A 14,050-nucleotide genomic window follows, 5' to 3' on the forward strand; every position below is an offset into this window, starting at 1 on the left:
TAAACTTAAACGCACCGGACTGTCTGGCGAATGCCGTTTATAAAGAAAAGTCTGACGTAATTCGTCAGTTATTTCTGCTTTTCAAAGCGATAGAACAGGTTTGGTTCACTGACCATGTACAGGTTGCCGCTCTCGTCCATGGTCACGCCTTCGGCACGGGGGATCGTGCCTTTCAGGCCATTGAAGCCGCCAAGCAAGGTCATGAAGCTGACTTGCTCGCCCGTTTCATCCAGTTCCAGCAGCAGGTGGGAATCGGCCGACAGCACCAGCAAATGCCCGGTACGTGGGTCGATGGATAAAGCCGAGAGGTTACGCACATCCAGTTCGGTGCTGGCCAGTTTCTGCTTGTCGCCGGTCAGCGTGTTGCCATCGCTTTTCCAGGTGAACAAGGCCGGCGGGCGCTCTTCGCCCAGCACCAGTTGCTGGTTACGCTTGTCCCAGGTGACGGCTTCAAAGGCTTTGTTCTGGTCTTTGGACGGGCCCAGGTCATAACTGGGGAAATCGGCCTTGTTCAGCGCCGTAGTGCCGGCGTCGACCTTGACCACGGTCAGGCTGTGATCGCGTTCATCGACCACCGCCATCAAGCCGTTTTCCATCACTGCCACGCCTTCCGGATTGTTCCAACCGTTGAGCGGCATTTTGCGCAACACATCGCCTTGCAGGCTCAGTTCGACCAGGAAGGGATTCTTGCCCATCACTGAAAACAGGGTTTTGGTCTGCGGGTTATACGACAGGTCTGATGCCTCGTCCTTCTCCATACCGGGCAGCAACTTGGCGTCGATCACCGCGTGATAGTCCGGCAGCCACACACTTTCCCGGCGTTCGGCCGAACTCTCGAAACGCTCCAGCACCCACAGCAGGCCGCGATCATCCCAGTGCATGGCCCAGGCGATGCCATACAAAATGGCACCAGCCAAAAATACCCAGGAATACCAGCGCATGGACAAGCGAGAGCGAAGCGAGGTTTTCGAAGTGGGCAGAGGCACGACCATTGAGCGCTTTTCCGGAAAGTCAGCTGTAGGGGATAGCACAGGATTCAAGGACCCGCGCGCAAGAGCAGGGAATTATCCGGATAGTGTGTGAAAAAAATGCAAAACGCTGGATCCTGCAGATGTACACAAACAACTGTGGAGCGGGCTTGCCCGCGATTAAGGGCGTTCAGTCAACTATTCAGTGACTGTCACACCGCCATCGCGGGCAAGCCCGCTCCCACAGTTTGATCGCAGTTTGGCAGTGATTTAGCGCACAACGCTTTCGAAGCGATTGACACCCGCCAGCTCCAACACCACTTCATCCCCCACATTCAACGGGCCAACGCCCGCCGGGGTGCCGGTCAGGATCACGTCGCCCGCTTGGAGGGAGAAGCAACCCGCCATGTACTGAATCATCGGCACAATCGGGTTAAGCATCTGCGCGCTGTTGCCGTCCTGGCGCAATTCGCCGTTGATGCTCAGGCGAATGCCGATATCGGTCACGTCCGCAAAGGTACTGCTGACCACGAAGGGGGCAATCACCGCCGCGCCATCGAAAGACTTGGCGATTTCCCACGGCAAGCCCTTGGCTTTGAGCTCGGCCTGTTTGTCGCGCAGGGTCAGGTCCAGGGCCGGAGCGAAGCCGGAGATGGCGTCCAGCACTTCTTCCCGGCTAGGCTTGGCGGACAAAGGCTTGCCGATCAATACGGCGATTTCCGCTTCGTAGTGCACCGAACCACGCTCGGTCGGAATGGCAAAGCCACCTTCCAACGGCACCACGCAGCTGCCCGGCTTGATGAACAGCAGCGGCTCGGTGGGTACCGGGTTGTCCAGTTCCTTGGCGTGTTCGGCGTAGTTACGCCCGATGCACACCACTTTACCCACCGGGAAGTGGATGTTGGTGCCGTCGACATACTTGTGCTGGTAGCTCATGGAACGACTCCTTCAGGTGCGATTAAACAGCGAAGATCTTGCCGGGGTTCATGATCCCGTTAGGGTCGAACACAGCTTTGACGGCCTTCATGTATTCGATTTCAACCGGTGAACGGCTGTAGGTCAGGTAATCGCGCTTGGTCATGCCCACGCCGTGCTCGGCGGAGATCGAGCCGTTGTACTTGGCGACGGTCTCGAATACCCACTTGTTAACGGTGGCGCACTTGGCGAAAAACTCATCCTTGCTCAGGTTTTCCGGCTTGAGGATGTTCAGGTGCAGGTTGCCGTCACCGATATGGCCGAACCAGACGATTTCGAAGTCCGGGTAGTGTTCACCGACGATCGCGTCAATTTCGCTCAGGAACGCTGGCACTTTCGACACGGTCACCGAGATGTCGTTCTTGTACGGCGTCCAGTGGGAAATGGTTTCGGAGATGTACTCGCGCAGTTTCCACAGGTTGTGCAGCTGGGTTTCGCTCTGGCTCATCACGCCATCCAGCACCCAGCCCTGCTCCACGCAATGTTCGAACGTTTCCAGGGCGTGGTTGGCGACTTCTTCGGTGGTGGCTTCGAATTCCAGCAGGGCGTAGAACGGGCACTCGGTTTCGAACGGCGCCGGCACGTCGCCACGACCAAGGACTTTGGCCAGGGCTTTGTCCGAGAAGAATTCGAAGGCGGTCAGGTCCAGTTTGCTCTGGAAGGCGTGCAGCACCGGCATGATCGAGTCGAAATCAGTCGTGCCGAGCACCATTGCCGTGAGGTTCTTTGGCGCGCGGTCCAGGCGCATGGTGGCTTCGACCACAAAGCCCAGGGTGCCTTCGGCGCCGATAAACAGCTGGCGCATGTCGTAGCCGGTGGCGTTTTTGATCAGGTCGCGGTTCAGCTCCAGCACATCGCCTTTGCCGGTGACGACCTTCATGCCGGCCACCCAGTTGCGGGTCATACCGTAGCGAATTACTTTGATCCCGCCGGCATTGGTGCCGATATTGCCGCCAATCTGGCTGGAACCGGACGAGGCGAAGTCCACCGGATAATACAGGCCGTTTTCTTCAGCGACGTTCTGCAGTTGCTTGGTCACCACACCCGGCTGGCACACGGCGGTGCGGTCGGTGAGGTTCACGTCGAGGATCTGGTTCATATAGTCGAACGACACCACCACTTCGCCATTGGCGGCAACGGCAGCAGCCGACAGACCGGTGCGCCCGCCCGAGGGCACCAGCGCCACCTTGTGCTCATTGGCCCACCGCACGATGGCCTGTACCTGCTCGGTGGTCTTGGGGAACACGATGGCGCTAGGTGCGGGAGCGAAGTGCTTGGTCCAATCCTTGCCGTAAGCCTCCAGGGAGTCGGCGTCGGTCAGCACTTTGCCGGGCTCAACCAGGGTCTTTAGCTCATCAATCAGGGCAGGATGGGTCATCGACAGAACTCTCGAACAATTCATGGTCATCCTGAGAACGCTTCACGTCGCAGGAATAGGTGTTTAGCGGGGTGCGTATGCTAGCATACCGCCCCCGCAGGACAGACCCAAAGGGCGTTTCTGCGGTGACGGCTTTCCTGCCGTCCGGGTCAGCTTGCGCTGCTCGACTCCCTGCCAATTTTCTCCGGGATACAGGTTTACGCAGATGAGCAAGACTTCTCTCGATAAGAGCAAGATCAAGTTCCTTCTTCTGGAAGGCGTCCACCCATCGGCTGTCGACGTTCTGAAAGCCGCCGGGTACACCAGCATTGAGTACATCACCAGTTCTCTGCCGGAAGCCCAGCTCAAGGAAAAGATCGCCGACGCGCACTTTATCGGCATTCGCTCCCGCACTCAGCTGACCGAAGAGATCTTCGACCACGCCAAGAAACTCGTGGCTGTCGGCTGTTTCTGCATCGGCACCAACCAGGTCGACCTCAATGCAGCGCGCGAGCGCGGCATCGCGGTGTTCAACGCACCGTACTCCAACACCCGTTCCGTGGCGGAGCTGGTGCTGGCCGAGGCCATCCTGCTGCTGCGCGGTATCCCTGAGAAGAACGCTTCCTGCCACCGTGGCGGCTGGATCAAGAGCGCGGCCAACTCCTTCGAAATCCGCGGCAAGAAGCTGGGTATCGTCGGCTACGGCTCGATCGGCACGCAACTGTCGGTGTTGGCTGAAGGCCTGGGCATGCAGGTGTTCTTCTACGACACCCTGACCAAGCTGCCATTGGGCAACGCCACCCAAGTGGCCAGCCTGACCGAGCTGCTGGGCATGTCCGACATCGTCACCCTGCACGTTCCGGAAACGGCCGAGACCCAGTGGATGATCGGTGAGAAGGAAATCCGCGCGATCAAGAAAGGCGGGATCCTGATCAACGCCGCTCGCGGCACCGTGGTCGAGCTGGATGCCCTGGCCGACGCGATCAAGGACAAGCACCTGATCGGCGCTGCCATCGACGTGTTCCCGGTGGAGCCGCGCTCCAACGATGACATCTTCGAAAGCCCGCTGCGTGGCCTGGACAACGTGATCCTGACCCCGCACATCGGCGGCTCCACCGCTGAAGCCCAAGCCAACATCGGCCTGGAAGTCTCGGAAAAACTGGTCAAGTACAGCGACAACGGTACCTCGGTATCGTCGGTCAACTTCCCGGAAGTGGCCCTGCCGGCTCACCCGGGCAAGCACCGTCTGCTGCACATCCACCAGAACATCCCTGGCGTGATGATGGAGATCAACAAGGTCTTCGCGGAAAACGGCATCAACATCTCCGGTCAGTTCCTGCAGACCAACGAGAAGGTCGGCTACGTGGTGATCGACGTTGACGCCGAGTACTCGGACCTGGCGCAAGAGAAGCTGCAGCACATCAACGGCACTATTCGTAGCCGCGTGTTGTTCTAAGGCTTCAAGCGCTGGATAAAAAATGGGAGACCCGCAGGGGTCTCCCATTTTTTTGCCCGAATAACGCTTATTTGACGTTAATGGTGATCACTTTCGAGGCGACTGTGGGTTCGAACTGGCGATGCACGTTGTCGCCGGCCACCAGTTGCAGGGTGTGCTTGCCTGGCGTCAGGGTCAGCTCGGTTTCGGTCTGCGCCTTGCCGAAGTGAATCGAAGTAGGCGTGGCCGGGATCGCCTCATTGGCGTTGAGCGACTCCACCTTCTGGTCTACCAACAGGTGGTGGTGCCCGGCGTTAGGCACTTGTTTGTCGATCGGTTCCAGGTCCAGCTTCTTGACGCCGAATTTGACGGTGAAGGTTTTATCAACGGTGGCGCCATCTTTCGGCGAGACGATGAACACTTCGGCACCTTCAGGCGCAGGTGTACGAGGAAGGTCTGCGGCACTGGCCAACATCGAGGTACCCAGCAAAAGGCTGGCAATCGTTGCACGGGACAAAAGGGCTTTCATTCGCTTCTCCAGTTTTTCGGTGAAATCTGTAGGGTTATGACAACTTCGCGATAAATTGCGGTCCAAGGCACCCGACACCATAACAAAACGTTGCTGAACGGCGCCTCGCCTGTACGAATTCTTTAGGAGTGACCATGCGCTTTTCGCCTGGCCTGTTGCTGTTGCTTCCTCTTCTGAGCCCCTTGGCTCATGCCGAACTGATTGACGACGTCAACGATCGCGGTGAACTGCGCATCGCCCTGGAAGCCAACACCCCGCCGTACAATTTCAAAGAGGGCGACAAACTCGCCGGCTTTGAAGTGGAGCTGGGTGAACTGCTGGCCAAGGAGATGGAGGTGCGCTCCTCGTTTATTACCACCGATAACGCGGACCTGCTGTCCGGTGTGGAAACCGGCAAGTACGACGTGGCCATTAACCATATGGCTATGACTGCCGAGCTTGAGGATCGTTTCGATTTCAGTGAGCCTTACCACCAGAAGCCGGCATTGGCGATCCCGTTCCAGAAGGGCAACCCGGCGTTCAAGACCAGTTTGAACGGGGCGTTGAAGCGGGTTAAGGACGATGGCCGGTTGAAGGCGCTGTCGCAGAAATGGCTCAAGGCGCAATAAAATGTGGGAGCTGGCTTGCCTGCGATAGCGGTCTGTCAGTTACACATAAGGTGCTGATACACCGCTATCGCAGGCAAGCCAGCTCCCACACTTGATCTGTTTAAACTTCTTAAAGCTGCGTGAGGGCAATCGCCGCCTGTGGCAACTCCAACTCACTGAACACCTGCACACCATGGCGTTTGAGCAGCGCCGCCGTGACGCCTTCGCCACTGACCTTCACCCCGCTGAAGGTGCCGTCATGGGTCAACAGATTGCCGCAGGATGGGCTGTTGGCCTTGAGAATGGCGATGCGGATGTGATGGCGTTGCACCAGCGCCAAGGCTTGGCGGGCACCGTCGAGAAAGGCGCTGGTGAAGTCTTCGCCCTCGGCCGTCAGCACCTGGGCGCGGCCTTCCCACACGTCGATCCCCTGCCCGCCTGGGATTTCGGCCGGCGGGCGCGGTGTGGGCAAGCCCCCCGCCACTTCCGGGCAGATGGCAACCACGCGGCCTTCAGCTTGCCACGCTGCCAGTGGGTCGAATGGGCCGCTGGCCCCGCCGTCGTAGCGCACCTTGTGCCCGAGCAGGCAGCGGCTGACCAGAATCTTTTCCATGTTTAAAACGGCTCGTTGCCCCGCCGGCGAAACCAGCCCGTCAAGGACAGGCGTTCGCGCGTAGCGGGCAGGACTTCGTGAGGCACCTCGCCCGACAGGAATACCACCAGGCAGCCCCCGGTGGGCACCACGTCGTATTCGACACCGCCCTTGAGGTACATGCGCAGTTGGCCGCCATGCTCGGGCAGCCAGGCGTCGTTCAAGTAGATCACCGCCGAGACCATGCGCCGGTCATCGTCGCGAAAACGGTCTACATGCTTAAGGTAAAACGCGCCCGGCGGGTACATCGCGAAGTGGCTTTCGAAATCTTCCAGGCCCAGGAACAGGCTGCGATTCATCGCCAGGCGCAGGCCGTCCATCACGCCCATGTAGGTGTCGCAGATAGGCGCGTCCCCCTCCTCCAACCACTGGATATGGTCGCCGCGAATGCCTTCGCGAATCTCCTGGGCCGGCCCACGCCCTACCGCTGCGGGCGCCAGTTCACCCTGCGCCGCACGTTTACGGCACTCAGCCGCCAGCTCCAGGGTCAGAGCCTGGGGCAGGAAGCCATTTTGCTGCGACCAGCCTTTTTCGGCCAAGTCGTCGACGATGCGTTGCAGCAGCGGGTGATCGAGGGGTATTTGCATGGCGCGCATAGTATCCATACGCCTGAAAATCCGACAGCGCCGTTGAGCGTCTGAATGCACTTTAGTCAGGTGACCGATAGGACTTCTCGACAAATCCTACGCCCGACACGGACAATAGTGGCCGACTGACAGGAGTCCTTATGCGTCGTTTGTTTTTTTCTGTGTTGATGTTCTGCGTTTTGCCCGCCTGGGCAGACGGCCATGACCAGTTGTACAAGGTCGCCGGCTGGGCCGAACAACGTGCGCACTTCAATGACGCCCTCAGTGCCGCCCAGCAGCGCTACCGCAATAGCCTGCCGCCGGTGGTGTACCAGGCGCTGGTGGACAACAGCAATAAACGCTTTGCCGCCCAGGCCATGGACCAGCGTGCCGAGGCGCAACTGCGCAAGCACTTGCCCGACCCGAAACCTGCCCTGGCGTTTTTCCAGTCGCCCCTGGGCCGCAAGATCGTCGCCGCTGAGTTGCTGGCCACGCGCCGCGATCAACTGGCGAAAAACGCACAGGGCCTGCCCAAACTCGAAGCCGATGCCACCCGCAGCCTGATCATCGGCCACCTGGCCCAGGCCCTGCCCGCCCGCGAGGCCGGTGCCGAGGTCAGCCTGGCGATTGCAGGCGTGGCGGCCGACAGCTTGAGCCAGATGATCCCCGGCCTGCTCGGCGGTGGCCAGGCGCAAGGAATGTTGAATGGCCAGCGCGAGCGGTTGATGCAGCAGATCGACAAGGATTTGAACAATACCTTGCTGTATGTCTATCGGGATTTGTCCGACCCTGAGCTGGAAGAGTTCGCCACCTTTGCCGAGTCGCCGGAGGGCAAGGCGTATTACCAAGCTGCACTGGCGGCCATTCGCGCAGGGCTGGCTGTCGGCCAAAGCACCTCAAGCCTGACGCAGTAAACCCTGTGGGAGCTGGCCTGCGATTGCGATCTGTCAGTGACACCGCTATCGCAGGCAAGCCAGCTCCCACATTTGAACCGCGTTATTTCAGGTGATCCGTGAGGAAGTTAAAATATGCTTCGCGAATCTGCGGAATTTCATTGGCCAAGTGATGCCGACCCCGCTTGAGCATCAACACCTCAGGCCGGTCGAACTTACCTCGCAACACCTGCAAATTGTGCTGCCAGTCCACCGTCATATCTTCCTCACCCTGCACGATCACCGGGCGCCGGGGGCTGCGTGGTGCGGCTTCGATGCGTTTGATCCAGCGCGCCAGCGACCCCACCCAGGCGGTAGGCAGCTGGCGAGGCTGTAGCGGGTCGGCTTCCAGGAACGGCTTGAACGCAGGGTCGTTGGAGTTATCGCTGAAACGCCGGGCGATGCCTTTGACGAACGGGCGCAGCAGGTAATAGCTGACCTGGGACCAACCCCAGGCACGCGGCCGCACCAACGGCGACAAGAGAAAGGTCTTGCCCTGGGCCGGGCTTTGGGCGCCGTGGTTGAGCAGGTGGTCCACCACGATAGCGCCGCCGGTGCTTTGCCCGAACAGGTGCCAGGGTTGCGGCAATTGCAGCGCCTTGGCCTCGACGAACAAGGCCTGCACCACGCTCTGGTACACCGCAAAGTCATCGATGCTGGCGCGCACGCCGCTGGACAAGCCATGGCCCGGCAGGTCGCAGGCGATCACCACGAAGCCCTGGTCCAAGGCCCAATCCACCACATGGCGATACAGCCCCATGTGATCGTAGAAACCGTGGAACAGGAACATGGTCGCGACCGGTGCTGGCGGCCACCAGACCTGGGCCACCACCTCGAACCCATCCACCTGCAAGCGCCCCAGGCGACTCACCGCCGGCACCTGGCGTGCGGCCAGGTCGAGCCCGTAGAAACGCTGGTAAACCCTCGCCTCGGCTGACAGCGGCTGCGCATCCACCAGGGGGCGCAAGCTTTCGCGCAGATGATCAGGGTCAAAGGTGACGGGCATAAAGGCTTCCAGACTTGCGGTGAAGATGAATATCGAGCTGCGATATTCATCTGTCAGGACAAGCATGGCAAGCTACGCGACCTGCGAGGATACATCCAATGCGACCGCCCTACCGTAACGCCCTGTTCGCCAGCCTGATCCTGGTTATCTGCGCCGGGGTGCTGTGGGCGGCCTATGACTGGTTCCAAGGCCGCTACCTGCGTGCCTTCAGCGAACACACTGCGGTATTTTCCGGCGATGCGCTGCAACTGCCCGCCGCCCTCAGTGGCCCGGGCCCGATTCGCCTGGTGCACTTCTGGGACCCGGCCTGCCCGTGCAATGTCGGTAACCAGCAGCACCTGGGCGAGTTGATCGAGCAGTATGCGCCCCAAGGGGTGGAGTTCTATGCCCTGCAAAAACCCGGCAGCCACGGCCAGTTGCCCGAGAACCTGCGCCACATGAAAGTCCTCGATGCCCTGCCCGGCGCGGACCAGATCCCCGCCAGCCCGGCCGTGGGCATTTGGGATCGCACCGGCAAGCTGGCGTATTTCGGCCCCTACAGCGAAGGCCTCACGTGCAACGCCAGCAACAGCTTTATCGAGCCGATCCTCAAGGCGCTTGGAACCGGACGCGAAGTGAATGCCACTCACACCCTCGCGGTAGGCTGCTATTGTTCGTGGCCTAAGGATCTGTAGCCCGTCCACTTTGGTAAGGAATGTTCATGAAGCGCGTCCTGCAGGTTTTTGCGGTGCTGATTGTGCTGGTCGCCCTGGGCGCCGGTTGGTACGTCTTCAGCAAACAACCCACGCGCCAGGGCACGGTGACGCTGGCGCACCTGCAAGGTTCGGTCACGGTGCGCTACGACGACCGTGGCGTACCGCATATCCGCGCCGAGAATGAGGCCGATCTGTACCGCGCCCTGGGCTATGTGCATGCCCAGGACCGGTTGTTCCAGATGGAGATCATGCGGCGCCTGGCCCGTGGCGAACTGGCCGAGGTACTGGGGCCCAAGCTGCTGGAGACCGACAAACTGTTTCGCAGCCTGCGCATTCGCGAGCGTGCCTTGAGCTATGTGGAGCACATGGACCCTGACTCGGCCTCGTCCAAGGCCCTGCAAGCCTACCTGGACGGGATCAACCAGTATCAGGACAGCCACGCCAGCCCCATGGAGTTCGATGTGCTGGGCATCGCCAAGCGCCCGTTTACCGCCGAAGACAGCATCAGCGTCGCCGGGTACATGGCCTACAGCTTTGCCGCAGCCTTTCGCACCGAGCCGGTACTGACCTATGTGCGCGACCGACTGGGCAGCGCCTACTTGAACGTCTTCGATCTCGACTGGCAACCCAAGGGCGCCCTCAACCTGGCGGCCAGCGATTGGCAGACCCTTGGCGCCATCGCCGCCCTGAGCGAACAGGCCCTGGCCGACAACGGCCTGCCGCAGTTCGAAGGCAGCAATGCCTGGGCCGTCAGCGGCAGCCATACCCAAAGCGGCAAACCGTTGCTGGCGGGTGACCCTCATATCCGTTTCTCGGTGCCTTCGGTCTGGTACGAGGCGCAGCTGTCGGCGCCAGGCTTCGAGTTGTACGGCTACCACAACGCGCTGGTACCGGTGGCGTTCCTGGGGCACAACCTGGACTTCGGCTGGAGCCTGACCATGTTCCAGAACGACGACCTCGACCTGGTCGCCGAGAAGGTCAACCCGGACAACCCCAACCAGGTCTGGTATCACGGCCAATGGGTGGACATGAGCAGCAGCGAGCAGCAGATCCAGGTCAAGGGCCAGGCGCCGGTGACCCTCACCCTGCGCCGCTCGCCCCACGGCCCGATCATCAACGACGTGCTCGGTGAGAACGCCGGCAGCACACCGATTGCCATGTGGTGGGCGTTCCTCGACAGTGAAAACCCGATCCTGGATGGTTTCTACCAGCTCAACCGTGCCGACACCCTGGCCAAGGCACGTGCCGCAGCCGCCAAGGTCTCGGCACCGGGCCTGAACATCGTGTGGGCCAATGCCAAGGGCGATATCGGTTGGTGGGCAGCGGCGCAGTTGCCGATCCGCCCGGCCGGCGTTAACCCTGCGTTCATCCTCGACGGCAGTACTACCCAGGCCGACAAGCTGGGTTTCTACCCCTTCAGTGCCAACCCCCAGGAAGAAAATCCGCCGCGCGGCTATGTGGTGTCCGCCAATGCCCAGCCGGCATCGCCCACCGGCATGCCGATTCCCGGCTATTACAACCTGGCTGACCGCGGCCAGCAGTTGAACGCGCAGTTGAGCGACACAAGCGTGAAGTGGGATGTGACCAACAGCCAGGCCCTGCAACTGGGCACCACCACCGCCTACGGCCCACGCCTGCTGGCGCCGCTGTTGCCGGTGCTGCGCGAGGTGGTCAAGGACCCGGCGCAACTCAAACTGGTGGAACAGCTTGCCAACTGGAAGGGTGACTACCCACTGGACTCCACCAATGCCACGCTGTTCAACCAGTTGCTCTTCAACCTCAGCGACGCAACCTTTCACCCCAAACTCGGCGATGCCTTGTTCAAGACCCTGCTCGGCACCCGCGTGATCGACGCCGCCTTGCCACGCCTGGCCGCGTCGGCAGACTCACCCTGGTGGAACGGCAATCGGGCCGATACCGTCAAGCTCGCCTGGGACAACAGCCTGGCCCATCTCAAGGCTGCGTTCGGCGATGACCCGGCACAGTGGCAGTGGGGCAAGGCGCACACCCTGACCCACGGCCACCCGCTGGGCCTGCAAAAACCGCTGGATAAAATCTTCAACGTCGGCCCGTTCCCGGCACCGGGCAGCCATGAGGTTCCGAACAACCAGACCTCTCCGATTGGCCCAGCACCGTGGCCGGTAACCTACGGCCCGTCGACACGACGCCTGATCGACTTCGCCGACCCGGCCCACGCCCTCACCATCAACCCGGTGGGGCAAAGCGGTGTGCCCTTTGATACGCACTATGGCGACCAGGCGCAGAGCTATATCGAGGGCAGGTATGAGCAGGCGCATTTCAGTGAGGAGGAAGTGACGGCCAATACCCGCGGCACCTTGAAACTGCTGCCCGCCCGATGATCGTTCCCACGCTCCGCGTGGGAATGCAGCCATGGACGCTCCGCGTCCGCCCTTAGAATCGGGACGCAGAGCGTCCCAAGAGGCGTTACCAGGCAGAGCGTGGGAACGATCACGCACGCTCAAACCGGCGCTGCAAAGTTAAGCCTGAACTGTTGCGGCGTGACGCCCAGCCGGCGGTTGAACACACTGCGCATGTGCTGGGCGTCGCGAAAGCCGCATTGATAGGCCACGGTCTTAAGCGGTGCGTGGCTGCTTTCAAGCATCACCCGCGCTGCATCCACGCGCGCCCTCTCGACAAATTCCGCTGGCGTAATCCGCGCTTCACGGGCAAACACCCGGGAGAAATTGCGCGCACTCATATTGGCCGCCTTGGCCAGGTCGGCAATGGTCAAGTCTCCCGTCAGGTTGGCCAGCACGTACAGCTGCACCAGCGCCACCGCCGAGGTGGTTTCGGCATGGGGCGTGAGGAACGGGCTGAACTGCGATTGCCCGCCCGAGCGCTGGGTGAACACCACCAGGCGCTTGGCCACGCTCAGGGCCACTTCCGGGCCGTGATCCTGGGCCAGCAAGTACAACGACAGGTCGATACCTGCCGTGACCCCGGCGGAGGTGTAGAGCTTGCCGTCCTGCACATAGAGACGGTCGGCTTCGACCTGGGCCGAGGGGCACAGGCGCGCCAGGCTGGCGGCATCGTTCCAATGGGTCGTGACGGTCTTGCCGTCCAGCAGACCTGCGCGGGCCAGCATGAAGGCGCCATTGCAGATCGAGCCGAAGCGCTGCGCCTTCGCGGCGGCCGCGCGCAGCCAAGCGTCAAACTCGAAGCCGAAATCCTCGAAGGGTAACTGCGGGCCGCCGGCGACCAGCAACAGGTCATAGGGTTGCCGGGCTTCGCTGTAGTGCTTGTGCGCCTGCAGTGACAAACCGTTGGAGGCCGCCATGGCGCCGTGGCCAAAGCCGAGTACTTCCAGCCGATAGTGATCCTCGGGCGCCAGGAAGCGGTTGGCCTCGCAGAACACATCCATCGGCCCGGTCACGTCCAGCGACTGGACACCCGGGAAGATCAGGATGGCGACGGTTTTGCCCATGGTCACAAACACCTTTTTCCAACTGGATAAACGCGACCCCCTTGTGGGAGCTGGCTTGCCTGCGATGCAGACGACTCGGTACCTCAGGTACACCGAGGTGATGCTATCGCAGGCAAGCCAGCTCCCACAGGGGATCGCCTACATGCTTGGCACGATGTGGCGGCACATTGGCCGGGATCGCCTCCCTGTGGCGATAGCCGCTTCAGGGTCATGGGACCAGACTGGAATCTTTCCAGAGGAGATCCACCATGAGCACCACCATAGCCGGTATCCAGATCCCTGACAGCACCTTGGCCAGGGCCACCACCGAATACATCCGCGACGTCGAATCGGACCTGCTCTACCACCATTCGCGCCGAGTCTTCCTGTTCGGCGCCTTGAGCGGTGAGCGCAAGCAATTGGCCTACGACCCAGAATTGCTCTACGTCGGCGCGATGTTCCATGACCTGGGGCTGGTGGAAGGCCACCGCAGTGACGACGAGCGCTTCGAAGTGGACGGCGCCAACGCCGCCGCCGCATTTCTCAAGCCCTATGGGTTGAGCGATGACGATATCGAACAAGTGTGGTTGTCCATCGCACTGCACACCACGCCGGGCGTGCCGAAACACTTGCGTCCCACCGTAGCGCTGGTGACCGCTGGTGTGGAGATGGATGTGCTGGGCATGGACTACGCCGCGTTCAGCAGCGCGCAGCGCGAAGCGGTGGTGCATGCACATCCACGGGGTGAAGGGTTCAAGGAGTGCATCATCTGCGCGTTCGCCGACGGCTTGCGCCATCGCCCGCAGACCACGTTTGGCAATGTTAAGACCGACGTGCTGATGGACCAGGAGCCGGGGTTCAAGCCGATGAATTTTGTGCAGGTGATCCGCACGTCGCCGTGGGCGATGTAATCAACCTGAAATG

At 61.0% G+C, this 14,050-nt stretch carries 14 protein-coding genes; 6 read left to right on the forward strand and 8 right to left on the reverse strand.

Annotated features, from left to right (window positions below; translation table 11 throughout):
• Positions 1-68: 68 nt before the first annotated feature.
• The 3 genes from AC4PS6_RS09240 to AC4PS6_RS09250 all read right to left on the reverse strand — a co-directional run bounded on the left by AC4PS6_RS09240 (position 69) and on the right by AC4PS6_RS09250 (position 3,321).
• Entirely contained in the window at positions 69-992 is a 924-nt protein-coding gene (locus AC4PS6_RS09240) for an SdiA-regulated domain-containing protein (RefSeq protein WP_336826828.1), read from the reverse strand.
• Between the two features lie 246 nt (positions 993-1,238).
• The gene (locus AC4PS6_RS09245; RefSeq protein WP_014720371.1) at positions 1,239-1,904 is read right to left on the reverse strand and encodes a fumarylacetoacetate hydrolase family protein; all 666 of its coding nucleotides are present in this window, start codon (positions 1,902-1,904) and stop codon (positions 1,239-1,241) included.
• A 22-nt stretch (positions 1,905-1,926) separates the two neighbouring features.
• Positions 1,927-3,321, reverse strand: a complete 1,395-nt coding sequence (locus AC4PS6_RS09250; RefSeq protein WP_005792341.1) for an FAD-binding oxidoreductase — start codon at positions 3,319-3,321, stop codon at positions 1,927-1,929.
• Positions 3,322-3,526: 205 nt separating this feature from the next.
• Between AC4PS6_RS09250 and serA the strand changes: the two genes are divergently transcribed.
• Entirely contained in the window at positions 3,527-4,756 is a 1,230-nt protein-coding gene (gene serA / locus AC4PS6_RS09255) for a phosphoglycerate dehydrogenase (protein WP_003195214.1), read from the forward strand.
• 67 nt (positions 4,757-4,823) lie between these two features.
• Here serA and AC4PS6_RS09260 read toward each other — a convergent pair whose 3' ends face one another.
• Positions 4,824-5,264: a DUF4399 domain-containing protein gene (locus AC4PS6_RS09260; RefSeq protein WP_014720373.1), complete on the reverse strand. Its 441-nt coding sequence runs from the start codon at positions 5,262-5,264 to the stop codon at positions 4,824-4,826.
• Positions 5,265-5,398: 134 nt separating this feature from the next.
• Between AC4PS6_RS09260 and AC4PS6_RS09265 the strand changes: the two genes are divergently transcribed.
• On the forward strand, positions 5,399-5,872 hold the full coding sequence (locus tag AC4PS6_RS09265) for a transporter substrate-binding domain-containing protein (RefSeq protein WP_020301833.1): 474 nt from the start codon (positions 5,399-5,401) through the stop codon (positions 5,870-5,872).
• A 109-nt stretch (positions 5,873-5,981) separates the two neighbouring features.
• On the opposite strand, the gene AC4PS6_RS09270 is transcribed toward AC4PS6_RS09265, so the two are convergent.
• The gene (locus tag AC4PS6_RS09270; protein ID WP_019817777.1) at positions 5,982-6,464 is read right to left on the reverse strand and encodes a 2-thiouracil desulfurase family protein; all 483 of its coding nucleotides are present in this window, start codon (positions 6,462-6,464) and stop codon (positions 5,982-5,984) included.
• Positions 6,465-6,466: 2 nt separating this feature from the next.
• Positions 6,467-7,099 (reverse strand): 2OG-Fe(II) oxygenase, encoded by a 633-nt coding sequence (locus AC4PS6_RS09275; RefSeq protein WP_003195222.1) that lies wholly within the window; start codon positions 7,097-7,099, stop codon positions 6,467-6,469.
• 131 nt (positions 7,100-7,230) lie between these two features.
• Between AC4PS6_RS09275 and AC4PS6_RS09280 the strand changes: the two genes are divergently transcribed.
• Positions 7,231-7,983: a DUF2059 domain-containing protein gene (locus tag AC4PS6_RS09280; RefSeq protein WP_003195224.1), complete on the forward strand. Its 753-nt coding sequence runs from the start codon at positions 7,231-7,233 to the stop codon at positions 7,981-7,983.
• Positions 7,984-8,065: 82 nt separating this feature from the next.
• Here AC4PS6_RS09280 and bipL read toward each other — a convergent pair whose 3' ends face one another.
• A complete protein-coding gene (bipL, locus tag AC4PS6_RS09285; RefSeq protein WP_020301832.1) occupies positions 8,066-9,007 on the reverse strand; it encodes a phospholipase BipL in 942 nt (313 codons plus the stop codon).
• A 98-nt stretch (positions 9,008-9,105) separates the two neighbouring features.
• On the opposite strand from bipL, the gene AC4PS6_RS09290 reads away from it, so the two are divergent.
• Together AC4PS6_RS09290 and AC4PS6_RS09295 are read left to right on the forward strand one after the other, a co-directional pair.
• Positions 9,106-9,681 carry a DUF6436 domain-containing protein gene (locus tag AC4PS6_RS09290; RefSeq protein ID WP_020301831.1) on the forward strand — a complete coding sequence of 192 codons (576 nt, stop codon included), beginning with the start codon at positions 9,106-9,108 and terminating at the stop codon, positions 9,679-9,681.
• A gap of 26 nt (positions 9,682-9,707) precedes the next feature.
• Positions 9,708-12,062 (forward strand): penicillin acylase family protein, encoded by a 2,355-nt coding sequence (locus AC4PS6_RS09295; RefSeq protein ID WP_336826829.1) that lies wholly within the window; start codon positions 9,708-9,710, stop codon positions 12,060-12,062.
• Between the two features lie 119 nt (positions 12,063-12,181).
• On the opposite strand, the gene AC4PS6_RS09300 is transcribed toward AC4PS6_RS09295, so the two are convergent.
• Positions 12,182-13,147 carry a GlxA family transcriptional regulator gene (locus AC4PS6_RS09300; RefSeq protein WP_014720381.1) on the reverse strand — a complete coding sequence of 322 codons (966 nt, stop codon included), beginning with the start codon at positions 13,145-13,147 and terminating at the stop codon, positions 12,182-12,184.
• 248 nt (positions 13,148-13,395) lie between these two features.
• On the opposite strand from AC4PS6_RS09300, the gene AC4PS6_RS09305 reads away from it, so the two are divergent.
• Complete coding sequence (locus AC4PS6_RS09305; RefSeq protein ID WP_020301829.1) at positions 13,396-14,037, forward strand: HD domain-containing protein; 642 nt, start codon at positions 13,396-13,398, stop codon at positions 14,035-14,037.
• The last annotated feature ends 13 nt before the right edge of the window (positions 14,038-14,050 follow it).

It is taken from the genome of Pseudomonas sp. DW-iso17, from assembly GCF_058725345.1.